The 21,297-nt window shown below is 66.3% G+C and carries 22 protein-coding genes and 1 tRNA gene; 14 read left to right on the top strand and 9 right to left on the bottom strand.

What is annotated here, in order from left to right:
* Positions 1-198 precede the first annotated feature (198 nt).
* On the top strand, positions 199-360 hold the full coding sequence (locus BLT64_RS13895; RefSeq protein WP_230998633.1) for a hypothetical protein: 162 nt from the start codon (positions 199-201) through the stop codon (positions 358-360).
* Here BLT64_RS13895 and BLT64_RS13900 read toward each other — a convergent pair.
* Positions 354-1,052, bottom strand: coding sequence for a sugar transferase (locus tag BLT64_RS13900; protein ID WP_011747182.1), 699 nt, complete (start codon positions 1,050-1,052; stop codon positions 354-356). The genes BLT64_RS13895 and BLT64_RS13900 overlap by 7 nt on opposite strands.
* Positions 1,053-1,369: 317 nt before the next feature.
* Between BLT64_RS13900 and BLT64_RS13905 the strand changes: the two genes are divergently transcribed.
* Entirely contained in the window at positions 1,370-2,128 is a 759-nt protein-coding gene (locus BLT64_RS13905) for a hypothetical protein (protein WP_232290488.1), read from the top strand.
* Here the strand turns inward: BLT64_RS13905 and BLT64_RS13910 are convergent.
* A complete protein-coding gene (locus BLT64_RS13910; protein WP_011747184.1) occupies positions 2,125-2,952 on the bottom strand; it encodes a glycosyltransferase family 2 protein in 828 nt (275 codons plus the stop codon). The genes BLT64_RS13905 and BLT64_RS13910 overlap by 4 nt on opposite strands.
* Before the next feature lie 268 nt (positions 2,953-3,220).
* Here BLT64_RS13910 and BLT64_RS13915 point away from each other — a divergent pair, with 268 nt between their 5' ends.
* From BLT64_RS13915 to BLT64_RS13930, 4 genes are all read left to right on the top strand, one after another.
* The gene (locus tag BLT64_RS13915; RefSeq protein WP_011747185.1) at positions 3,221-3,958 is read left to right on the top strand and encodes a P-loop NTPase family protein; all 738 of its coding nucleotides are present in this window, start codon (positions 3,221-3,223) and stop codon (positions 3,956-3,958) included.
* A 42-nt stretch (positions 3,959-4,000) separates the two neighbouring features.
* Positions 4,001-5,485: a GumC family protein gene (locus BLT64_RS13920; protein WP_074810523.1), complete on the top strand. Its 1,485-nt coding sequence runs from the start codon at positions 4,001-4,003 to the stop codon at positions 5,483-5,485.
* Positions 5,485-6,858 carry an oligosaccharide flippase family protein gene (locus BLT64_RS13925; RefSeq protein ID WP_011747187.1) on the top strand — a complete coding sequence of 458 codons (1,374 nt, stop codon included), beginning with the start codon at positions 5,485-5,487 and terminating at the stop codon, positions 6,856-6,858. The genes BLT64_RS13920 and BLT64_RS13925 overlap by 1 nt, the downstream gene beginning before the upstream one ends.
* Positions 6,859-6,942: 84 nt before the next feature.
* Positions 6,943-9,225: an NADP-dependent malic enzyme gene (locus tag BLT64_RS13930; protein ID WP_011747188.1), complete on the top strand. Its 2,283-nt coding sequence runs from the start codon at positions 6,943-6,945 to the stop codon at positions 9,223-9,225.
* A 60-nt stretch (positions 9,226-9,285) separates the two neighbouring features.
* Here the strand turns inward: BLT64_RS13930 and BLT64_RS13935 are convergent, their stop codons facing one another.
* Positions 9,286-9,885, bottom strand: coding sequence for an outer membrane protein (locus BLT64_RS13935; protein ID WP_011747189.1), 600 nt, complete (start codon positions 9,883-9,885; stop codon positions 9,286-9,288).
* Between the two features lie 221 nt (positions 9,886-10,106).
* Positions 10,107-11,030, bottom strand: coding sequence for an oxygen-dependent tRNA uridine(34) hydroxylase TrhO (gene trhO / locus BLT64_RS13940; RefSeq protein WP_041529779.1), 924 nt, complete (start codon positions 11,028-11,030; stop codon positions 10,107-10,109).
* 99 nt (positions 11,031-11,129) lie between these two features.
* On the opposite strand from trhO, the gene pncA reads away from it, so the two are divergent.
* On the top strand, positions 11,130-11,726 hold the full coding sequence (gene pncA / locus BLT64_RS13945; protein WP_011747191.1) for a bifunctional nicotinamidase/pyrazinamidase: 597 nt from the start codon (positions 11,130-11,132) through the stop codon (positions 11,724-11,726).
* Positions 11,723-13,033 (top strand): nicotinate phosphoribosyltransferase, encoded by a 1,311-nt coding sequence (pncB, locus tag BLT64_RS13950; RefSeq protein WP_175474410.1) that lies wholly within the window; start codon positions 11,723-11,725, stop codon positions 13,031-13,033. The genes pncA and pncB overlap by 4 nt, the downstream gene beginning before the upstream one ends.
* A gap of 169 nt (positions 13,034-13,202) precedes the next feature.
* Here the strand turns inward: pncB and BLT64_RS13955 are convergent, their stop codons facing one another.
* Positions 13,203-14,873 carry an NAD+ synthase gene (locus tag BLT64_RS13955; protein WP_011747193.1) on the bottom strand — a complete coding sequence of 557 codons (1,671 nt, stop codon included), beginning with the start codon at positions 14,871-14,873 and terminating at the stop codon, positions 13,203-13,205.
* Between the two features lie 131 nt (positions 14,874-15,004).
* On the opposite strand from BLT64_RS13955, the gene BLT64_RS13960 reads away from it, so the two are divergent.
* Positions 15,005-16,471, top strand: a complete 1,467-nt coding sequence (locus BLT64_RS13960; protein WP_011747194.1) for an MORN repeat-containing protein — start codon at positions 15,005-15,007, stop codon at positions 16,469-16,471.
* A 106-nt stretch (positions 16,472-16,577) separates the two neighbouring features.
* Here BLT64_RS13960 and gpt read toward each other — a convergent pair whose 3' ends face one another.
* Genes gpt through fabI form a run of 3 tightly spaced genes read right to left on the bottom strand, consistent with a single transcriptional unit; the run spans position 16,578 to position 18,524 of the window.
* Positions 16,578-17,075 (bottom strand): xanthine phosphoribosyltransferase, encoded by a 498-nt coding sequence (gene gpt / locus BLT64_RS13965; RefSeq protein WP_011747195.1) that lies wholly within the window; start codon positions 17,073-17,075, stop codon positions 16,578-16,580.
* Positions 17,076-17,084: 9 nt separating this feature from the next.
* The gene (locus tag BLT64_RS13970) at positions 17,085-17,687 is read right to left on the bottom strand and encodes a LysE family translocator (RefSeq protein ID WP_011747196.1); all 603 of its coding nucleotides are present in this window, start codon (positions 17,685-17,687) and stop codon (positions 17,085-17,087) included.
* A gap of 9 nt (positions 17,688-17,696) precedes the next feature.
* Positions 17,697-18,524, bottom strand: a complete 828-nt coding sequence (fabI, locus tag BLT64_RS13975; RefSeq protein WP_011747197.1) for an enoyl-ACP reductase FabI — start codon at positions 18,522-18,524, stop codon at positions 17,697-17,699.
* A gap of 83 nt (positions 18,525-18,607) precedes the next feature.
* On the opposite strand from fabI, the gene pdxH reads away from it, so the two are divergent.
* From pdxH to BLT64_RS14000, 5 genes are all read left to right on the top strand, one after another.
* Positions 18,608-19,270, top strand: a complete 663-nt coding sequence (gene pdxH / locus BLT64_RS13980) for a pyridoxamine 5'-phosphate oxidase (RefSeq protein ID WP_011747198.1) — start codon at positions 18,608-18,610, stop codon at positions 19,268-19,270.
* A gap of 130 nt (positions 19,271-19,400) precedes the next feature.
* Positions 19,401-19,994, top strand: coding sequence for a cold-shock protein (locus tag BLT64_RS13985; RefSeq protein ID WP_011747199.1), 594 nt, complete (start codon positions 19,401-19,403; stop codon positions 19,992-19,994).
* A complete protein-coding gene (locus BLT64_RS13990) occupies positions 19,991-20,485 on the top strand; it encodes a DUF192 domain-containing protein (RefSeq protein WP_011747200.1) in 495 nt (164 codons plus the stop codon). Before BLT64_RS13985 ends, BLT64_RS13990 begins: the two co-directional genes overlap by 4 nt.
* A gap of 76 nt (positions 20,486-20,561) precedes the next feature.
* Positions 20,562-20,638: transfer RNA gene (locus BLT64_RS13995), tRNA-Pro, on the top strand.
* A gap of 180 nt (positions 20,639-20,818) precedes the next feature.
* Entirely contained in the window at positions 20,819-21,019 is a 201-nt protein-coding gene (locus BLT64_RS14000; RefSeq protein ID WP_041529781.1) for a hypothetical protein, read from the top strand.
* On the opposite strand, the gene BLT64_RS14005 is transcribed toward BLT64_RS14000, so the two are convergent.
* The gene (locus tag BLT64_RS14005) at positions 21,016-21,213 is read right to left on the bottom strand and encodes a hypothetical protein (protein WP_041530092.1); all 198 of its coding nucleotides are present in this window, start codon (positions 21,211-21,213) and stop codon (positions 21,016-21,018) included. The two genes, BLT64_RS14000 and BLT64_RS14005, sit on opposite strands and share 4 nt — an antisense overlap.
* Positions 21,214-21,297: the final 84 nt, after the last annotated feature.

Genomic DNA, 21,297 nt, shown 5'->3' on the forward strand with positions numbered 1-21,297 from the left:
CACCGCTATATTGCCCGGTCATTTCGGCTGGTTGGCGCTTATTTTTGCCCAACAATGGGCGAATATGCAGTATGCCCACAGGAAGGACTAAAGTTTGTCTAGCGATTCCGGGTTTCTTTGGCACTATTGATCTGAGCACATGTGCATTTGTGGAGAAAGCCTCTGACTGGCATCCTGACCATTGGTGTCGCAGTCGCGTTGGCCAGCGTGCTGATCGGGCTTGCCGCCTTCGATCTGTCGTTCTGGGTTGCGCTGCTGGTCTATGTCGTCAGCGGCACGGCTGCCACGCTTTTCGTCGCCTGGCGGCGCTTCAGGTGTGTCGAGCGGCATGAGATGCGGCCAGGCCGCACCGCTCAGTAGCCGGTGCAGCGCAGCACCACGCCCACGGTCCTGGCGATGATCCCGACATCGCCCCTGAGGCTCAGGTCGGCAGCATAGCGGGCGTCGAAGGTGGCGCGAGCCGCGAAGGTGCTGTCGTTGCGATCCGAGATCTGCCACAGGCCGGTCACTCCCGGCCGCAGGTGATAATAATCGGCCCCCGGGTAAAGCGGCGCCTGCTCGATCATCATCGGCCGCGGGCCGACGATGCTCATGTCGCCGCGCAGCACGTTCCACAGCTGCGGAAGTTCGTCCAGCGAGGTCTTGCGCAGGAAGCGGCCGGTCGCGGTGATCCGCGGATCGCTCTTCAGCTTCTGCGTCAGGTCCCATTCCGCCTTGGCCTCGGGGTTGGCGGCCAGGTATTCCGCCAGCCGCTTGTCGGCATCCTCGACCATGGTGCGCAGCTTCCACAGCCGGAAGCTGCGGCCGGAACGGCCGACCCGCAACTGGGTGTAGAAGGGCTTCTCTCCATGCCACCAGATGACGAGCGCAAGGACCAGCACCACGGTCAGCACGATCGGCGCCGCCAGCAGCACGGCGGTCACATCCAGCGGCCGCTTGCCGAAGCGGGCGTAGAGGGACCGGACTCCGGCAGGCTTGATGGTGTTTTCATGGGGGGCTGATTGCAGCACCGAGTCGAACGTCTCTATATCGAAATCCGTGGTGTGCCGCATTTGAAAACCTGCCCTCATCACTACTAGGGCAGTATAGCTTTGCATTTGAATAAAACTAGAACGAATTCTCACACTGACCAAAAGTATAGGTTCTTTTAAAAACAATAGTTTACAATCGTTTCCCCAAGGGAAGGCCGTGGCGGGAACAAGGCGGTCATATTGGGCAAAATTCGTTTTCCCGTCATAACTGCCGTCAATTCGGTTGTCTGGAATTTATATTGGCAACTGCCGGTTGAATTGAGTGGATTCCGCAATGCGGGAATGCCATGCTTGCGAAAGCCAATTCGCAATCGAGGGTTGTTCATATGACCGGGGTCATGCAATTTTTAATTGAAAGCGTCTCGGCTTTCTATATCGGGCACAGTCTCGTCAGCCCGACGCTTCCCGGCATGATGAAGCACCTGCTGGAAGAGCCGGTCGAGATGCAGATCCTCAACGGCGCCCCGCTGGAGGTGCAGTGGAAGGAGGCCGGTCACGCCCAGGGGGTGAACGGGCGCGAATGGCTGCCGGGTCACGCCGTGGAGGCGCTGGTCATCACCGAACGCGTGCCGCTGGCACCGGCGCTGGAGTATCACGACAGCCTCGGCTACGCCACGAAATGGGTCGATCTGGCACGGCAGTCCAACCCGGATGTGAAGCCCTATCTCTACCAGACCTGGGACTATATCGAACCGGGTCCGACCAAGCCCTGGCGCGACCGGATCGTCGCGGACCTGCCGTTGTGGCGGTCGATCGTCGACCATGTGAACCGCGATCTGCCCCAGGGGGCCGAGCCGATGCGGCTGGTCCCGGCCGGGCTGGGAATGGTGCGGCTGCACGACGCCATCGAAGCCGGCGACATTCCTGGCGCCCGCTCGATCCGCGACTTCTTCGATGACGACATTCATCCGTCCGAGGCGAGGGGACACTATTATATCGCCATGATCCACTACGCGACGCTGACCGGGAAAAGCCCTGTCGGGCTGACCAACCAGATCCCCGGCGACGGCGGCCCCTATCCCGCGGTGCCGAAGGACCAGGCGGCCGCGCTTCAGGAGCTTGCCTGGCAGGTGGCGCAAGAGTTCGGCGGCAGCTAGCGCCCGCGCGCCCAGCCTTGCCGGTTGCGCCCCAGCCGCACGGCCAGCGCGACGGCGGCATAGGCGGCAAAGCCCAGCGGATCGGCGGCGGCAAGCCGCACGAGCTCTGTCTTGCCGGGGCGGACATGGCCCTGGCGCGGGGGCAGTTCCGGGAACAGCCGGGCGATCTCGGCCACGCCCTGATCCTGGCGCCGGCGCACCCGCACCAGCGGCGAGAAGCCCTCGACCAGGGGCCACTCATAGGGCTCGTCGACCAGGAAACGCTCGGTTTCCGTGAATTGCAGCCGGACGAAGGTGTCGTCCGAGATGACCGGCGGGAATGCCCCCCAGCGTGCGCGCCCGGCCTCGTTGACCGCAAACAGCCCGGCGCCTGTGACGCCTTGGGCCACGAAGGGCAGCTTTTGCCAGAACCGGGCATAGGCGCGCGACAGGGCGCTGCGGGCCGGGGCGACGACCAGCCGCCCGCCGGCATAGCGCGGCTGCGGCACGTCCAGCACGCGCATGATCCCCGACAAAAGCCGCGGCGTCATGCGGATGTCGGCGTCCAGATACAGCCGCGCGCCCGGGCCGGCGCAGGAATCGCCATGGTTCAGCGCGCCGATCTTGCCGCCCTGCGCCAGTTCCTCGACCCGCAGATGCCAGCCCCGCGCGGCAAAAGCGGGCGCATGGGTGCGGGCGCGTGCGGCGGTGTCGTCGGTGCAGCCGTTGGCGACCAGGATCAACTCGACCGGCCCCTGGTGATCCTGGGCCAGGACGCTGTCGAGGCAGGCTTCGATATAGCCGGCCTCGTCATGGGCCGGCAGGATGATGGTGCAGGGCGTCATCGGGCGGCCACCGGGCTTTCGGACCGGCCGCGGCCGAATCGCACGGCGCGGCAATCACAGGTTGAGGCGCCCGCCAGGGTGACTGCCCGGCCGGCTATGGGGAATCGGCCACGCGACACGGGGAAATGCGGCGCATCGTCGGAATCGGGCGTGTTTTCGGTTGTCGCGTTCATGGCGAGGACGCTACCATGACGCTGCCGGGAAAGTCATCGGCAGGCCGCCGCCCCTGGGGCGGCGCCATTTCACCAGAGGCAGAGGGGCCACAGGTTTGACGCCCGCGAAAGGGAACGACCCGGACAGGACGCCGGCAGGATCGGCTGCGCCCGATGCGACGCGCGGTCGCGTATCGAGCAAGTTCATTCGGCGCGAGGCGGCGCTGGCCGCCTCGGATGCGAAACATGCCAAGGTCAGCGCCCAGCGTTTTTCGCTGCTGCGCACCCGCATCCTGCGCGAGATGCGCAGCCGCGGCTGGAGCAGGTTGGCCGTGGTTCCGGTGACGCCGGGCGCCGGCGGCACTTTTGTCGCGGTGAACCTGGCGCTGGCGCTGGCACGCCAGCCGCATACGCAGGTGGCGCTGATCGACCTCGACCTGGGCGGTCCCAGCGTGGCCAGCCAGCTTGGCATTCCGGGCTGCGCCTCGGTTTCGGCCGCGCTGCGCGAGGGCGGCGATCTGGACCCGCTCGTCTCGCGGGTGGACGAGGCGCCGAACCTGTCGGTGCTGGCCCCGGAGCGGGCCGAGCCCGGCGCGGCCGAGCTTTTGCAGGACGAGGTATTGGCCCGGGCCATGCTGCGGCTGCACGACAGTCACCCCACCGAGATCGCCGTCATCGACACCGCCGCGCTTCTGGGCGAGGATGCGGCGCTGGCGGCCCTGCCGCTGGCCGACGCGCTGCTGCTAGTCGCCGACGGACGCCGCGGCACCGCCGCCGACATGGCGGAATGCGAGCGGTTGCTGGTCGGCATGCCGCCGGTGATGGGCGTGGTCCTCAACAAGTCGGAAGACTGAGCAGAGAGAGACAGGGTTCAAGATTTGGGACCGATTCAATCCTTGCAGGATCTGATCTCGATGATCTGGCGGCGGTTGCCGCTGGTGCTGACGATCATGGTCCTGGGCGTGCTGATTTCCTTTTACCTGATCATTTCGTCGCCCCGCATCTATCAGGCCTCGGCGGTCATCCAGCTGGACATGCCGGCCGCCATCGACCAGGGCAGCGACAGCTCGCTGCCCGCCTCGCGCCGGGTGCAGTTGATCGAGCAGCGCCTGATGGCGCGCGCCAACCTGCGCGAGGTGATCCAGCGGCTGGGGCTTTTCGCCGATACCCAGCTCAGCGAGACCGAAAAGCTGGGCGCGCTGCGCAGCTCGACCCGGATCGAAAGCATCACCGCCCCCGGCGTCTCGGTCGAATCCCGCATGTCGCTGGCGGCCATCGTCATCACCGCCCAGGCCGAAACGCCGGCCACCGCGGCCGCCATCGCCAATGACTTCGCCGACAGTGTGGTGAACCGCGACCGCGAGAACCGCCAGCTGCGCATGCTGGAATCGCAGGAATATCTGCACAACGAAGAACGCCGCCTGAACGAGCAGCTTTCCGAGCAGGAGCGGCAGGCGGTCGAGTTCAGCGCCCGCAACGAGGATTCGTTGCCCAGCTCGCAGGAATTCCTGCAAACCGAACTGGCGCAGCTGACCGAGATGGAGACGGCGCTGGACCGCGACATCATGACCTTGCAGCGCGAGCGGCTGTCGCTGGAGGCGGGGGGCCTGGCGACCGAGACGCGGCCCTCGGCCTCGCTGGTGCAGCAGATCCGCTCGGCCGAGGTCGAGCTGGCGCAGGCGCGCCGGACCCTGTCGCCCGACCACCCCGAGATCAAGCGGCTGGAAGGGACGCTGGAGCGGCTGAACAGCGGCGTCGCTAGCGGCGGCTCGGACGTGATCCGCCGCCAGGCCGAGCTGATCGACGCCCAACTGGCCAAGCTGAACGAACAAAAGGCCGGGATCATCATCCGCCGGACCGAGATCGACCATGCCCGCGCCCGTGCGCCCGAGGTCAGCCGCGAGCTTGAGGCCATGACCCGCCAGCAGCGCCGCCTGCAGGACCGCTATAACGAGATCTCGCGCCAGCTGGCCCAGGTCGAGACCCAGCAGATGCTGATGGAAAACGACCAGGCCGAGCGTTTCGTGCTGCTGGAACGCGCCCTGCCGCCGGAATATCCCGCCATGTCGAACCGCAAGAAAAGCGCGGTGATGGGGGCAGGGGCCAGCATGGGCCTGGCCCTGGCGGTGGCCTTTGTCCTGGAGCTGCTCAATCCCGTCCTGCGCCGCGGCGACCAGTTCACCCGCGTCACCGGCACCCGGCCGGTGGTGTCGCTGCCCTACCGGCTGACGGCGGCCGATCTGCGCAAGCGCCGGCTGCGCAACATCTACATGATCCTGCTGCTGGTGCTGGGCATCTTCATCGCCCTGTGGCTGATCGGCCAGATCCCTGGCCTGCCTTCGCCCGGTGTGGTCAGTATGCCGACCGACGGGATGGGCTGATGAGCCGGCAGGATGGCAGCGCGGCCGCGGCTCCGGCTCCGGGCAAGAGCATCGCGTCGCGGGCATTGGGCAGCGGCGCATGGTCCATGGCCAATTTCGGGCTGGGCCAGATCATGCGGCTGGGGTCCAACCTGGTCCTGACCCGCATCCTCAGCCCCGACGATTTCGGCCTGATGGCGCTGGTCACCAGCTTCCTGATCGGCCTGACCATGTTCAGCGACATGGGCTTCGGCCCCTCGATCATGCAGAGCAAGCGCGGCGACGACCCGGATTTCCTCGACACGATCTGGACGCTCAAGATCATCCGCGGCTTCCTGATCTTCGGTGCGGCCATGCTCATGGCCTGGCCGCTGGCGGTCTTTTACGACGCGCCGCTTTTCGGCTGGGTGTTCCCGGTGGCGGCCAGCTCGATGATCGTGGGGGGCTTTTTCCCCACGCGCATCGACACCGCCGCGCGCCACCTGCAACTGGGCCGGCTGACCGTGATCGAGCTTTGCAACCAGCTTGTCGGCATTCTGCTGACCATCGCCGCGGCGCTGATCCTGCAATCGGTCTGGGCGCTGGTCTGGGGCAACGTGCTGGGCGCCTTTGCCCAGCTTCTGATGTTCCGGCTGTTCCTGCCCGGGCACCGCAACCGGCTGCGGATGGAGCCCGAGGCCCGCGCCGAGGTGATGAAGTTCGGCAAATGGATCTTTTTCAGCACCATCTGCGGTTTCCTGCTGTTCCAGGGCGACCGCATCATCCTGGGCCGGGTGCTGAGCCTGAACCAGCTGGGCATCTACAATATCGGCCTGTTCCTGGCGACGGTGCCGGCCATGCTGGGCTCGGCCATCGCCGGGCGGCTGTTCATCCCGATCTATCGCCAGCACCCGCCCGCCGAAAGCGCCGGGAACGCCCGCATCCTGGCGCGCACCCGTGCCGGGCTGACGGCGCTGTTGCTGGTGGTGGCGGTGGTGCTGGCCTGGGCCGGCCCGCCGCTGGTCGAACTGCTCTACGATCCGCGCTACGCGGCGGCGGGCGGCATCCTGGTCGCCATCGCCTGCATCCAGATGCTGCAAGTCATCCCGATCAGCTATGAGCAGGCGGCGCTGGCGGCCGGGGATTCGCGCGGCTTCTTCGTCATGCAATCCTCGCGCGCGGCGATCTATTTCGCGCTGGTCGCCAGCGGGGCGGTGCTTTACGGCCTGCCGGGGCTGTTGATCGGCCAGGCATTGTCGCAGGTGTTATGCTATCCGGTGACGGTCTGGATCGCGCGCCGCCATGGCAGCTGGGATCCGCGCCACGACCTGATCGCCGGCGTGGTTGCTCTGGTCGCGGCGGCGACCGCGCTGAGCGGGCATCGCGATGCGGTTCTGGCCGCCATGACCCCCTGACGCCGCCGCCGGGTGATTTTACCCCTTTCGGTTCGGCTGGCCCTGACGCTATTGCTGCGGGACGTCACGAGGAGGAGGCACCGGATGAGCGACGACAACACCCCGCGCAAGTCCCGCATCACGCGGGAAGAGGCACTGGCCTATCACCTGGAGCCGCGTCCGGGCAAATACGACATCGTGGCCTCGACCCCGATGGCGACGCAGCGGGATCTGTCACTGGCCTATTCCCCCGGCGTTGCCGTGCCGGTCGAGGCCATCGCCGAACGCCCCGAGACCGCCTATGACTATACCGTCAAGGGCAACATGGTCGCCGTGATCTCGAACGGCACGGCGATCCTGGGCCTGGGCAACCTTGGCGCGCTGGCCTCCAAGCCGGTGATGGAGGGCAAGGCGGTGCTGTTCAAGCGCTTTGCCGACGTGAACGCCATCGACATCGAGCTGGACACCGAAGATCCCGACGCGATCGTCGATGCCGTGCGGCTGATGGGTCCGACCTTCGGCGGCATCAACCTCGAGGACATCAAGGCGCCCGAGTGCTTCATCATCGAGCAACGGCTCAAGGAACTCATGGACATTCCGGTCTTCCATGACGACCAGCACGGCACGGCGGTGATCTGCGCGGCGGGGCTGATCAACGCGCTGGAACTGTCGGGCAAGAAGATCGAGGACGTGCGCATCGTGCTGAACGGCGCCGGCGCCGCCGGCATTGCCTGCCTGGAACTGCTGAAATCCATGGGCGCGCGGCATGAAAACTGCATCATGTGCGACACCAAGGGCGTGATCTACCAGGGCCGCACCGAGGGCATGAACCAGTGGAAATCCGCCCATGCCGTGGTGACCGAGGCCCGCACGCTGGAAGAGGCGATGAAGGGCGCCGACGTGTTCCTGGGCGTCTCGGCCAAGGGGGCGGTGACGCAGGATATGGTGCAGGGCATGGCCGAGAACCCGGTCATCTTCGCCATGGCCAATCCCGATCCCGAGATCACGCCGGAAGAGGCCCATGCCGTCCGCCCCGACGCCATCGTCGCCACCGGCCGCTCGGACTATCCCAACCAGGTCAACAATGTCCTGGGCTTTCCCTATCTGTTCCGCGGGGCGCTGGACATCCATGCCCGCGCCATCAACGACGAGATGAAGATCGCCTGCGCCCGCGCGCTGGCCGAACTGGCGCGTGAGGACGTGCCGGACGAGGTCGCCGTCGCCTACGGCCGCAAGCTGCAATTCGGCCGCGACTACATCATCCCGACGCCCTTCGACCCGCGGCTGATCCATGTCGTGCCGCCCGCCGTGGCCCAGGCCGGCATGGAGACCGGAGTCGCCCGTCGCCCGATCATCGACATGGAAGGCTATGTCCAGTCGCTCAAGGCGCGCATGGACCCGACCGCGGCGATCCTGCAAGGCATCCATGCCCGCGCCCGCCAGGCACAGGCCCGGATGATCTTTGCCGAGGGCGACGACCCGCGCGTGCTGCGCGCCGCCGTGGCCTGGCAGCGCGGCGGCATGGGCCAGTCCATCGTCGTCGGCCGCGAAAGCGACGTGAAGGACAAGCTGGAGGCAGCCGGGCTTGGCGATGCCGCGCGTGAGATCACCGTGGTCAATGCCGGCAATTCGCGCCATCTCGACCAGTATCACGAGGCACTCTACACCCGGTTGCAGCGCAAGGGCTATGACCGCGAGGATGCGGTCAAGCTGGCCAATCGCGACCGCCACGTCTTTGCCTCGCTGATGCTGGCGCATGGCCATGGCGACGGGCTGGTGACGGGGGCGACGCGCAAGAACGCGCATGTGCTGGCCCAGATCGGCATGGTCTTCGACGTGACCCCGGCCGATGGCGCCGTGGGCATCACCGCCGTCCTGCATAACGGCCGGGTCGTCCTGATGGGCGATACGCTGGTCCATGAATGGCCCGAAGCCGAGGACCTGGCCGACATCGCCACCCGCGGCGCCCATGTCGCGCGCGGGCTGGGGCTGGAGCCGCGCGTGGCCTTCCTGTCATTCTCGAACTTCGGCTACCCGATCAGCGAGCGCGCGGTGAAGATGGCCCATGCGACCGAAGTGCTGGACACGCGCAAGGTCGATTTCGAGTATGAGGGCGAAATGACGGTCGATGTGGCGCTGAACCCCTCGCAGGCGGCCAAATACCCGTTCTCGCGGCTGAAGGAGCCGGCCAACGTGCTGGTGGTGCCGGCCCGGCATTCGGCCTCGATCTCGGTCAAGCTTCTGCAAGAGATGGCGGGGGCGACGGTGATCGGCCCGATCCTGACCGGGGTGCCGCTGCCGATCCAGATCTGCTCGACCGGCTCGACGGTGAACGATATCTTGAACATGGCCGCCATCGCGGCAGGCCGGCTGGGGCAGGTGAAATAACCGGCCGCCCGAAACGAAAAGCGCCCCCGGAGCGGGGGCGCCTTGCTTGTCGTGGTGGGATCAGAACCGATACGAGGCGCGCAGCTGCACCAGATCGGTGTCCAGGTCGCGGCCGCTGATGCCGGTTTCGTCCTCCAGCACGTCCTTGAAGTCGCTGCGGCTGTATTCCGCGCCGACGGTGAAGCGCTCGGTGACCTTGAAATCGGCGCCGAGGCCATAGGTCAGCCCGGTTTCCGAGAAGTCATCGACCGAGATCTTGGCCGCGCCCAGCGTGACATAGGGCAGGAACCGGCCCATGTCGGCACCGGCACGCAGACGCAGCCGGGTCAGGTCGCCGTCATCGTAATTCTCGTCGGGCGAGATCTTGTTGTAGTCAAGCTCGCCGCCCAGGACGAAGCGGCCCAGGTCGCGCTGATAGCCCGCATGCAGGCCATAGCCGTCGTAATCGCCGAAATCGGCCAGCGCGCCGCGATTGCCAAGATCGCCGCTGCCCTTGCCGTATTGCAGACCGGCATAGAAGCCCGTCCAGTCGCTTTCGGGGGTGATCGTCACGGGTGCAGGCGCCACGACCGGCTGTTCGACCACGGGGGCGACATAGCCACCCGCATAGGCGCCACCGGCGATCAGCGAAGCCAAAGCTGCGTATCCGACTTTCTTCATGGTGAGTTCTCCATTTAACTCGGACCGCCTGCCTACCACCCGGGCCCCGGATTGGAAGGCTTTGCGGCGCCGCGGCACGGACAAGTGACGGGCCGTTAGCCGAGCAGGCGAAGGGCCGGGGGAAAAGCCTGCCGATACAGGGGGTTCGGACTCAAGCCGGCGTGATGGGGTGTGATGCGTGATCCGAGATATTCAGCAAGGGACTGAGAAGTCTTGATATTTCAGCCTGCCATTTCGCTGGCTTCATCATCGGCGGCAGTCCCGACGAAGCACTCGCCCCGCTCGGCCTGACGCTGGCGCTCCCGGAAACGGGCGCGGTCGGCCTCGGTATATTCGCCGGCGCAGCGATGGCAGCAGACGCCGGGTTCATATTCCGGGCGGGTGCGATCCTCGGGCGCCAGTGGGCGGCGGCAGGCATGGCAGAGGTCGTGGCGGCCCTGCCGCAGCCCGTGGCCAAGGCTCACCCGCTTGTCGAAGACGAAGCATTCGCCGCGCCAGAGGCTTTCCTCCTCGGGCACTTCCTCCAGGTATTTCAGGATGCCGCCCTTGAGGTGAAAGACCTCGGGCACGCCCTCTCCCAGCAGGAAGTTCGTCGATTTCTCGCAGCGGATGCCGCCGGTGCAGAACATGGCGATACGCTTGTTGTGGAAACGATGCGCATTCTCGCGCCACCAGGCGGGAAAGTCGCGAAAGCTGCGCGTGCCCGGATCGACGGCGCCGGCGAAGGTGCCGATCTCGACCTCGTAATCGTTGCGCGTGTCGATCACCGCCACGTCGGGGTCGCTGATCAGCGCGTTCCAGTCCTGCGGCGCGACATAGCGGCCGACGGCGGCGGTGGGGTCCACGTCGGGCTGGCCCATGGTCACGATCTCGCGCTTCAGGCGGACCTTCATGCGGCCGAAGGGCATGGTCTCGGCGGTGCTTTCCTTCCATTCCAGCCCCGCGCAGCCGGGCAGGGCGCGGATATGGGCCAGCACCGCGTCGATGCCTGCGCGCGTGCCGGCGATGGTGCCGTTGACCCCCTCGCGTGCCAGAAGCAAGGTGCCCCTGACCCCGTTCGTGCAGGCGCATCTGGCCAGCGGCGCCTTCAGCGCCTCGGGGTCGGGAAAGCGGGTGAAATGGTAAAGTGCGGCGACGATCAGCATGGGCTGGCCATAGCGCCGCGCGGGGGTGCAATCAAGTTGCCGCATTGACGCCCCCGCCGCCTGCGCCTACCAATTTTCCTGGGAAACAGGAGAGGCGCGATGGCCAAGGCCCTGATCGTCATCGACATGCAACTGGATTTCTGCCCGGGCGGGCGGCTTGCCGTGGCCGGCGGGGACGAGATCGTCGCCGCGATCAACGACCTGATGGCGGATTTCGACGCCGTGGTGCTGACGCAGGACTGGCACCCCCACGACCATGCCAGCTTTGCCGACAACCATCCCGGCGCGGCGGCATTTTCGGTCGTGGACATGCCCTACGGGCCGCAGGTGCTCTGGCCCGCGCATTGCGTGATCGGGACCGATGGCGCGGGCTTTCACCCGACGCTGGCCGCCGATTGCGCCGATCTGGTGATCCGCAAGGGTTTTCGCCCGCATATCGACAGCTATTCCGCGTTTTTCGAGAACGATCACCGCACCCCCACCGGCCTAGCCGGATACTTGCGCGACCGCGGCATGGACGACCTGACCTTTGTCGGGCTGGCGCATGATTTCTGCGTCGCCTGGTCGGCCATCGATGCGGCGAAGCTGGGTTTCCGCGCCACCGTGATCGAGGACGCCACCCGCGCCATCGACCTGAACGGCTCGCGCGAGGCGGCGCGCGAGGACATGCGCAAGGCGGGGGTAACACTGGCATGATGATCCCGACGGTCGATATCGCCACCCGCGTCTATAACCACAAATGGAAGATCGACCCGATCGTCCGCTCGCTGATCGACGACGATTTCTACAAGCTGCTGATGTGCCAGTCGGTGTTCCGCAACCGGCCCGACACGCAGGTCACCTTCAGCCTGATCAACCGCAGCAGTCGCATCCGCCTGGCCGAGCTGATCGACGAAGGCGAGCTGCGCGAACAGCTGGACCATGCGCGTGGCCTGTCGCTGACGCGGGGCGAAAGCACCTGGCTGCGCGGCAATACCTTCTATGGCAAGCGGCAGATGTTCCGCCCGGACTTCATGGAGTTCCTCGAGAACCTGCGCCTGCCGGCCTATCACCTGGAAAAGCGCGACGGCCAGTATGAGCTGGTCTTCGAGGGCAGATGGCCCGAAGTCATGCTGTGGGAGATCCCGGCGCTGGCGATCATCATGGAACTGCGCTCGCGCGCCGTGCTCAAGGACATGGGCCGGTTCGAGCTGCAGGTGCTCTATGCCCGCGCCATGGCCCGGCTTTGGGAAAAGATCGAGGAATTGCGCAAGCTCGGCCCCGACCTGCGCATCGCCGACTTCGGCACCCGCCGCCGCCACAGCTTCCTGTGGCAGGACTGGTGCGTGCAGGCCATGGTCGAGGGGCTGGGCGACCAGCGGTTCATCGGCACCTCGAACTGCCTGATCGCCATGCGCCGCGACATCGAGGCCATCGGCACCAATGCCCATGAACTGCCCATGGTCTATGCCGCGCTGGCCGACAGCGACGCCGAACTGCGCCAGGCGCCCTATCGTGTGCTTGCCGACTGGCACGAGGAGCATGACGGGATGCTGCGCATCATCCTGCCCGACACCTATGGCACCAAGGGCTTCCTGGACCATGCGCCCGACTGGCTGGCAGGCTGGACCGGCATCCGCGTCGACAGCGGCGACCCGGCCGAGGGCGCCGAGACGGCGATCCGCTGGTGGCAGGAGCGCGGCGAGGATCCGCGCAACAAGCTGATCATCTTTTCGGACGGTCTGGACGTGGACAAGATCAGGGACCTGTTCCACCGCTTCCACGGTCGGGCCAAGGTCAGTTTCGGCTGGGGCACGCTGCTGACCAACGATTTTCGCGGGCTGGTGCCGGGCGACGGGCTGGCGCCGTTTTCGCTGGTCTGCAAGGCGGTGGCGGCCGAGGGACGGCCGACCGTCAAGCTTTCCGACAATCCCGAGAAGGCCACCGGCCCCCAGGACGAGATCGAGCGCTACAAGCGCGTATTCGACGTCGGCCAGCAGCAGCGCATGGCGGTGGTGGTCTGATCCGCCGGCTCGGTCGGCGCCTTGTCGCTGCCGGCGCATACTGCTTGCCGGAGGCGGCGGACGGCCGTCGAACGAGATCGGCCGCCGTCATGCGGCAAGACCCGGCTGATCGCGCATCAGCGGTGGCTGCCCCCGGGTTCGGCGGCCAGGGCAGGGCGGTCGCGTCGCGCTAGAGCCGGTCGCGCCAGCGGTTGACCAGCGGATAGCGGCGGTCCAGCCAGAAGGCCTTGGTCGAGATGCGCGGCCCCGGCGCGGCCTGGTAACGCTTCCACTCGCTGCCATAAAGCAGGGTCTCGACCTTCTTGACCGTCTCGGGCTCGAAGCCCTGCGCGACCAGATCCTTGAGCGCCAGGTCCTTTTCGACCAGCCCCTCCAGGATCGCGTCCAGCACCTCATAGGGCGGCAGGCTGTCCTGGTCCTTCTGGTTCGGGCGCAGCTCGGCCGAGGGGGGCTTCGAGATGATCTGCGGCGGGATCACCTCGCCCGCGCGACCCAGCATCCAGTCGCGGTGGTTTTCATTGCGCCAGCGGCAGGTCTGAAAGACGCGGGTCTTGTAGAGATCCTTGATCGGGTTGTAGCCGCCGGCCATGTCGCCATAGATCGTGGCATAGCCGACCGCGACCTCGGACTTGTTGCCGGTGGTCAGCAGCAGCTCGCCGAACTTGTTCGACAGCGCCATCAGCATCACGCCGCGCAGGCGGGACTGGATGTTTTCCTCGGTCGCGTCGGGCTGGGTGCCCGCCATAAGATGCGCCAGGGCATCGCCCACCGCGTCGCGGGCGCCCTCGATATGCACGGTGTCCAGCCGCGTGCCCAGCCGTCCCGCGCAATCGGCGGCATCGTCCAGGCTGGCTTGCGAGGTGTATTCGCTGGGCAGCATGACGCAGCGCACGTTCTCGGGGCCGACGGCGTCGCTGGCGATGGTTGCGACCAGCGCCGAGTCGATGCCGCCCGACAGCCCCAGCACCACCTTGCGGAATCCCGACTTGCGCATGTAGTCGCGCAGGCCCAGCGTCATGGCGCGGTAGTCCTGTTCCCATTCGTCGGGCTGGTGGTCCATCCGGCCCGGAGCCGCGCGCCAGCCCTGCGGCGTGCGGGTGAAATCGACATGGGCCAGCATTTCGTCGAAGGGGGCAAGCTGCATGACCTTGACCACGCCGCCATCCTCGCCCGGGTTCAGCACGAAGCTTGCCCCGTCATAGATCTGGTCGTCCTGCCCGCCGACCGAGTTCAGGTAGATCAGCGGCAGGCCGGTCTCGACCACGCGGGCGACCATGTGCCCCATGCGCAGGTCCAGCTTGTTGCGATGGTAGGGGCTGCCGTTCGGGACCAGCAGGATCTCGGCCCCGGTCTCGGCCAGGGTTTCGCAGACCTCGGGCCACCAGGCGTCCTCGCAGATCGGGCTGCCGATGCGCAGCCCGTCCAGGCTGTAGGGCCCCGAGATCGGCCCGACATTGAACAGCCGCCATTCGTCGAACAGCTGCTTGTGCGGCAATTCGTGCTTGCGCACCCGCGCCGCCACCCTGCCGCCGTTGAGAATCCAGTAGGCGTTGTAGAGCCGATCTTCTTCGGCATAGGGGCCGCCGATGCCGATGGCGGGGCCGTCGGCGCAGTCCCGCGCCAGGTCGACGATATGGGCCATGGCTTCCTGCGTGAAGCCGGGTTTCAGCACCAGGTCCTGGGTCTGGTAGCCGGTGATGAACATCTCGGGCAGGGCCAGCAGGTTGGCGCCGGCCTCGCGTGCCTTGGCCCATGCCTCGCGCGCCATGGCGGCATTGCCGGGCAAATCGCCCACGGTCGGGTTCAACTGTCCAAGGGTGATGCGGAACGTGTCGGTCATGGCGTTTCCTTACCGGATCTTGCCCCCGTTGATAGGCGAGGGCGCGGCAAAGGAAAAGTCGGGCTTTGCGCCGGCGCATCCCTTGGGATAAACCGATGGCAAAAGCAGCAACGAGGCGGAGTGCAGCACCCATGAAGGCAGCCCTTGTCGCCTGCGCGGTGATCCTTGCCGGCGCGGGCATGGCCGGCGCGCAGGCGGTCATCACCAAGCAATACGACGACGGCGGCGTCTACGAGGGCACCTTCCGCAACGGCAAGCAGCATGGCCGCGGCACATACCGGCTGCCCTCGGGCTACGAATATACCGGCGATTGGGTCGAGGGAGAGATCCTGGGCCAGGGCACGGCGAAATTTCCCAACGGGTCGGTCTATGAGGGGGCCTTTGCCAAGGGCAAGCCGCATGGCAAGGGCAAGATCACCTATGCCGATGGCGGCAGTTACGAGGGCGACTGGCTGGACGGCCAGATCACCGGCCAGGGCGTGGCGCATTACGCCAACGGCTCGGTCTACGAGGGCGGCTTCGTCAACGCGTTGCACGACGGCAAGGGCGTGCTGACCCAACCCAACGGCTATCGCTATGAGGGCGACTGGAAGGCGGGGGTCAAGGAGGGCGTCGGCAAGATCACCTATCCCGACGGAGCCAGCTACGAAGGCGAGATGCGGGCGAACCAGCGCTCCGGGCAGGGCAAGCTGACCATGTCGGACGGGCTGAACTACGAGGGCGGCTGGTCGGCCGGGCAGATGGCCGGGCAGGGCAAGCTGGTCCAGCCCTCGGGCGACAGCTACGAGGGACGCTTCGCCAATGGCAAGCGCGAGGGCAAGGGCATCGCCACCTATGCCAACGGCGACCGCTACGAGGGCGATTTCCGTGCCGACAAGCGTTGGGGGGTGGGCACCTTCACCGGCACCGACGGCTATGTCTATACCGGCGACTGGGCCGAGGGCCGCATGGAAGGGCTGGGCCGCATCACCTATCCCGACGGCTCGGTCTATGAGGGTGCGCTGAAAAACGACCTGCCGGACGGGCGTGGCATGATCACCTACCCGGACGGCGCGAGCTATGACGGCGAATGGATTGCCGGCGTGATCGAGGGGCAGGGCGTGGCCAAATACGCCAACGGCCTGGTCTATGAGGGCGGCTTCAAGCGCGGCCGCAACGAGGGGCAGGGCCGCATGACCTATCCCGACGGCTATGTCTATAACGGCGCCTGGCGCGACGGGCAGCGGCATGGCCAGGGGCAGGCGACCTATCCCGACGGCACGACCTATGACGGCTCCTTCGTGGACGGGCTGCGCCATGGCAAGGGGCGGCTGATCGCGCCGGACGGCTTCCGCTACGAGGGTAGCTGGAAAGAGGGCGAGATCGATGGCGAGGGCGTCGCGACCTATGCCAACGGTGACGTCTATACCGGGCATTTCACCGCTGGAAAGCGGCAGGGCGCCGGGGTGATGCGCTATGCCACCGGCCAGGTCGCCTCGGGCGAGTGGGAGGACAACCGGCTGGCCGCCCCCTCGGGCGACAGCCAGGAGCCGGAGGACGGCGCCACGCCCGAAGGGGTGGTGCCGGACGAACCCTCGCAGGAGCCGGCGGCGCAGTAGGAGGCTTTGCGGGGCGAGGCAGCCGCCTCTGCCTGCCTGAGCGGCAGGCATGTCGGCCCGCACGCCCCGCGCCGGATTTCCCCGCGACCGCCGTGCGTCCCCGGGCTCAATCCTCGCCGCGATAGGGCTGGACGTATTGCAGCGCCATGTCCCAGGGGAAGAAGATCCAGGTGTCCTGGCTGACCTCGGTCACATAGGTTTCGACCATCGGCCGGCCCTTGGGCTTGGCATAGACGGTGGCGAAATGCGCCTTGGGATACATGGTGCGCACATGTTCCAGCGTACGGCCCGAATCGACCAGGTCGTCCACCACCAGAATGCCGTCGCCGTCCAGCATCACCGCCGGGTCGGGGGCCTTCAGAACCGTGACCGCGCCGCGTTCCTGCCCGCCCTTGCCGCGATAGGACTTGACCGAGATCGTGTCGATCACGCGCACGTCAAGCTCGCGCGCGACGATCATCGCCGGCACCAGCCCGCCCCGCGTGATGGCCAGGATCGCGCGCCACGGGCGATCCTCGAGCCGCCAGGCCAGGGCGCGGGCGTCGCGGTGCAGCTGGTCCCAGCTGATGTGGAATCCGCGTTCATGGGGCAGGCGATCGTTCATGCTGGCTCCTTAGTGGTTGACGATCAACAGCAGGCCCAGCAACGCCATCGCGACGCTGGCGGCCCGGTCGATCCAGAACTTTGCGGCAAAATAGCGCGTGCGCATCATGGCTGTCGACATCAGAACGGCGACCAGCGCATACCAGAACAGCTCGGTCCCCAGGCAGATGCCATAGATCAGCGCCTGCCGCGCGATCGCCATCGGCTCGGGAAAGACCGACAGGATCAGCGCGGCATAGAACAGTGCGGGCTTGGGATTGGAGAGGTTCAGCGCGATCCCGCCCCAATAGCCCTTGGAGACGCCGCCTGCCGCCTTGGGCAGCGGTTGGGTCGCGGCACGCCACAGCGTCCAGGCGAACCACAGCAGGTAGAAGCCGCCGAAGACCTTCAACCCCGCGAACAGCGCGGGATGCAGCCGGAACAGCACCGCCAGCCCCGCCAGCGCGAAAAGGCACCACAGCGAAGCGCCCGAGGCCAGCCCCAGCGCATAGGGCAGGGCGCGGCTGCGGCCATGGGCAAAGGCGGTCTGCACGGTGGCGATGATCGCCGGGCCGGGGGTCAGGATCGCCAGCGACAGCGCCGAGACAAGCGCGATGACCTGTTCGGCGCTCATCGCGAGGGATCAGTCCTTTTTCGCGGTGGCGATGTCGGGTGCGTCCACCGCCTTCATGCCGACGATGTGATAGCCGGAATCGACGTGATGGGTTTCGCCCGTCACGCCAGAGCCCAGGTCGGACAGCAGATAGACCGCCGACTTGCCGACATCGTCGATGGTGACGTTGCGGCGCAGGGGCGAGTTCAGCTCGTTCCATTTCAGGATATAGCGGAAATCGCCGATGCCGCTGGCGGCCAGGGTCTTGATCGGCCCGGCCGAGATGGCGTTGACGCGGATGCCGTCCTTGCCGAAATCCTCGGCCAGATAGCGCACGGACGCCTCGAGCGCGGCCTTGGCAACGCCCATGACGTTGTAATGCGGCATCACCCGCTCGGCCCCGTAATAGGTCAGGGTCAGCATCGAGCCGCCGTTCTGCATCATCGCGGCGGCGCGGCGCGCCACGGCGGTGAAGGAATAGACCGAGATGTCCATGGTCATCAGGAAGTTGTCGCGCGTGGTTTCCGCATAGCGGCCGCGCAGCTGTTCCTTGTCGGAAAAGCCGATGGCGTGGACGATGAAGTCCAGGCTGTCCCAGCGTTCCGCGATGGTCGAGAACAGCCCGTCGATGGACGCCTCGTCCGAGACGTCGCATTCGGCCAGCAGGTCCGAACCGATCTGGGCGGCCAGCGGCTCGACCCGGCGCTTGAGCGCCTCGCCCTGATAGGAAAAGGCCAACTCGGCGCCTTGCTCGGCCAATGCCCTGGCAATGCCCCAGGCGATGGACTTGTCGTTCGCCAGACCCATGATGAGGCCGCGGCGACCCTTCATCAGCCCATTCCCGCCGTCACTTGACATGCTACTGTCCTTCGCGCTTCTTCGGTTTTCAGCAGGATTAGGACAACTGCAAGGAGGCATCAAGTGTCGGCAAGCAGGCAGCCATGAGCGATCGTGGCGGAATTTTCGCGGGCGACGACCCTTTCGCCATCGCGCGCAGCTGGCTGGCCGAGGCCGAGAGGACCGAGCCGAACGACGCCAACGCCATGGCGCTGGCCACCGTCGATGCGGACGGCCTGCCCGATGCGCGCATGGTGCTCTTGAAGGATATCGAGGGCGGTGCGGCGGACGGTTCCTTTGTCTTCTACACCAATTACGAAAGTGCCAAGGGGGTCGAGATCGAGGCCACCGGCGTCGCCGCCTTCGTCATGCACTGGAAATCCCTGCGCCGGCAGATTCGCGTGCGCGGCCATGTCACCCGGGTCGAGCCGGAGCTGGCCGATGCCTATTACGCCTCGCGTCCCTTGCAATCGCGGATCGGCGCCTGGGCTTCGCGGCAGAGCCGGCCCTTGGCCAGCCGCGGTGCGCTGATGGCCGAAGTTGCGCGGCTGGGAATCAGCCTTGGGTTGAATCCTTCGCGTCCGCCGCATTGGGGCGGCTATCGAATTCATCCGGTCCAGATCGAGTTCTGGGCCGATGGCGCCTTCCGCCTGCATGATCGCTTTCGCTGGACCAAATCCAGTTATCAGGGCGAAAACAGTGCCTTGCGGGATGAGGGGCAGGAAGTTCCGCAAAGTTTATGGCAAGTCTGCCGTCTTAGCCCTTGATGCGGGTTCGGGATTTATCCATGGTATGGAAAACCTGACCAATTCGGCTCCACCTTCGTTCAGTCCAGATCGAAGGATCTGGAACCGGAGTTTCGGGTTGTTTCTGGTTTCAAACGGGTGACAGGACGACATGGAAGAAGACGACGGGCAACAGCGCAAGATTGCGGGCGTCGTGAAATGGTTCGATGGCAGCAAGGGCTTCGGTTTCCTGACCGATCCCGATGGAGGCGCCGACATTCTGCTGCACGCCAACGTGCTGAGGAATTTCGGTCAGAGCTCGGTTGCCGAGGGCTCTCATGTCATTGCCATCATTCAGAAGACGCCGCGCGGCATGCAGGCGGTCGAGGTGCTGGAGATCACGCCCCCGGCCAGCGAGCCGATGCCGGCCATCGCCGATCTGTGCTCGGCCACGCCGGAAGAGATCGCGCAGCTGCCGCTGCTGCCGGCACGGGTGAAATGGTTCGACAAGGCCAAGGGATTCGGCTTTGCCAACATCTTTGCCGACAAGGCCGACGTGTTCCTGCACGTCGAGGTGCTGCGCCATTCGGGCTTTGCCGACCTGGCCGTGGGCGAGGCCATCGCGCTGCGGGTGGTCGATGGGCGGCGGGGGATGATGGCCGCGCAAATCCTTTCCTGGGAAAGAGCCGCGATCGAGGCGCGGCAGTCGCAACCGGGGGGAGCGGCCGCGCTCGCTAAACTGCGGCTGGTCGCGGGCGCGGTATGAAGTTGCGGGCCGCAACGGTTTTTCTAGCTCTTCTTGCCTACAATCCATCCCTGGCCCTTGCGGCCACATGCCATCCCGATCGGGCGCTGTTCCAAGGCAGGGGCGCGCCCGTCGAAGTCTCGGTCGAGATTGCCGATTCCGGCAAGGAACGCGCGCGGGGCCTGATGTTCCGCCGCGACCTGCCGCCGGGGCAGGGCATGCTGTTCATCTACGAATCGCCGCAGCCAATCAGTTTCTGGATGCGCAACACGCTGATCCCGCTCGACATGATCTTCATCGACGCGCGCGGCGAGGTGCGTCACGTCCATCCCATGGCGCAGCCGCTGGACGAGACCGAGATTCCCGGCGCCGCGCCCGGCGATCCTGAACCCGAGCGCCTGATGGTGCTGGAGGTGCCGGGGGGCGACGCGGCGCGGCTAGGCATCCGCCCCGGCATGGTGCTGTCGCATCCGCGCCTGCCGCAGGACGGCGCGCTGGCGCCCTGCGACTGAGGCGGCGCGTCGGAACGAACGGCGTCAGTTTTCCCTTTCCCCCCGCGCGGTCTGCCGCTAGACAGCGCGACAGGTCCGGGGCGTAGCGCAGCCTGGTAGCGCGACGGTTTTGGGTACCGTAGGCCGGAGGTTCAAATCCTCTCGCCCCGACCACTTTCCTTTCCGCAGCGTGCTTTGGGACCCACGGGCCGCCCGTTTCCGGGTCCGCCTGCCGAAAAAGCCAGCGTGACTTTGCTGCATCACAGCCGCTTCATATCGGGATGGGCGCCCAGCTGTTTCCCGGGCGTCACATTCGTCTGATCGAAGGTGTTTTGATGAGTAGGTGAGGTTCTCATGAACGCTTGGTGGAGCGCGTCCGTCTGCATCAACCGGACGCTTGGGGGACAGCAATCCGAGCCGCTTTGCTCGCGCGTCTATCGGCAGCCGCCATCGCCCTGGCGCAGTGCCTTCATGGTGCTGATGGACCACGTCTTTTCCGAAACGGCCCATTGCGAGAACATCCATAGCCGCTGGCGCGACCGCAGCGGCGCCTAGGTCTTGGCGGCCAGGCGCCGCTCCAGTTCCTCCAGCGCGGCGATGGTGGCGTCATAGCTGTTGCCGGCCTTGGGAAAGCGCGCCTTGCGGCCGCGATAGAAGGCCAGCCATTTCGGCAGCTCGTCCAGGGGATAGGTGGCCGACCAGATCGTTCCGGTCAGGGTAAAGGTGGATTCGTCATGCGTCACTTTCATGACCGTCCTTTTGCGGCCCGGCGCGCGTCGTATCAAGATCCCGCCCGCCCCGGCGGCGGTGCAGGCAAAATAATGCACTGTAAA

Origin of the sequence: Paracoccus denitrificans (assembly GCF_900100045.1) — a bacterium.
GTDB classification, from domain to species: Bacteria; Pseudomonadota; Alphaproteobacteria; order Rhodobacterales; family Rhodobacteraceae; genus Paracoccus; species Paracoccus denitrificans.

Excerpts from the sequence above, each read along its gene's own strand:
- BLT64_RS13900 (WP_011747182.1), bottom strand. The coding sequence starts at position 1,052 with ATGCGGCACACCACGGATTTCGATATAGAGACGTTCGACTCGGTGCTG.
- BLT64_RS13905 (WP_232290488.1), top strand. The coding sequence starts at position 1,370 with ATGCAATTTTTAATTGAAAGCGTCTCGGCTTTCTATATCGGGCACAGT.
- BLT64_RS13910 (WP_011747184.1), bottom strand. The coding sequence starts at position 2,952 with ATGACGCCCTGCACCATCATCCTGCCGGCCCATGACGAGGCCGGCTAT.
- BLT64_RS13925 (WP_011747187.1), top strand. The coding sequence starts at position 5,485 with ATGAGCCGGCAGGATGGCAGCGCGGCCGCGGCTCCGGCTCCGGGCAAG.
- BLT64_RS13930 (WP_011747188.1), top strand. The coding sequence starts at position 6,943 with ATGAGCGACGACAACACCCCGCGCAAGTCCCGCATCACGCGGGAAGAG.
- BLT64_RS13935 (WP_011747189.1), bottom strand. The coding sequence starts at position 9,885 with ATGAAGAAAGTCGGATACGCAGCTTTGGCTTCGCTGATCGCCGGTGGC.
- trhO (WP_041529779.1), bottom strand. The coding sequence starts at position 11,030 with ATGCTGATCGTCGCCGCACTTTACCATTTCACCCGCTTTCCCGACCCC.
- pncA (WP_011747191.1), top strand. The coding sequence starts at position 11,130 with ATGGCCAAGGCCCTGATCGTCATCGACATGCAACTGGATTTCTGCCCG.
- pncB (WP_175474410.1), top strand. The coding sequence starts at position 11,723 with ATGATGATCCCGACGGTCGATATCGCCACCCGCGTCTATAACCACAAA.
- BLT64_RS13955 (WP_011747193.1), bottom strand. The coding sequence starts at position 14,873 with ATGACCGACACGTTCCGCATCACCCTTGGACAGTTGAACCCGACCGTG.
- BLT64_RS13960 (WP_011747194.1), top strand. The coding sequence starts at position 15,005 with ATGAAGGCAGCCCTTGTCGCCTGCGCGGTGATCCTTGCCGGCGCGGGC.
- gpt (WP_011747195.1), bottom strand. The coding sequence starts at position 17,075 with ATGAACGATCGCCTGCCCCATGAACGCGGATTCCACATCAGCTGGGAC.
- BLT64_RS13970 (WP_011747196.1), bottom strand. The coding sequence starts at position 17,687 with ATGAGCGCCGAACAGGTCATCGCGCTTGTCTCGGCGCTGTCGCTGGCG.
- fabI (WP_011747197.1), bottom strand. The coding sequence starts at position 18,524 with ATGTCAAGTGACGGCGGGAATGGGCTGATGAAGGGTCGCCGCGGCCTC.
- pdxH (WP_011747198.1), top strand. The coding sequence starts at position 18,608 with ATGAGCGATCGTGGCGGAATTTTCGCGGGCGACGACCCTTTCGCCATC.
- BLT64_RS13985 (WP_011747199.1), top strand. The coding sequence starts at position 19,401 with ATGGAAGAAGACGACGGGCAACAGCGCAAGATTGCGGGCGTCGTGAAA.
- BLT64_RS13990 (WP_011747200.1), top strand. The coding sequence starts at position 19,991 with ATGAAGTTGCGGGCCGCAACGGTTTTTCTAGCTCTTCTTGCCTACAAT.
- BLT64_RS14000 (WP_041529781.1), top strand. The coding sequence starts at position 20,819 with ATGAACGCTTGGTGGAGCGCGTCCGTCTGCATCAACCGGACGCTTGGG.
- BLT64_RS14005 (WP_041530092.1), bottom strand. The coding sequence starts at position 21,213 with ATGAAAGTGACGCATGACGAATCCACCTTTACCCTGACCGGAACGATC.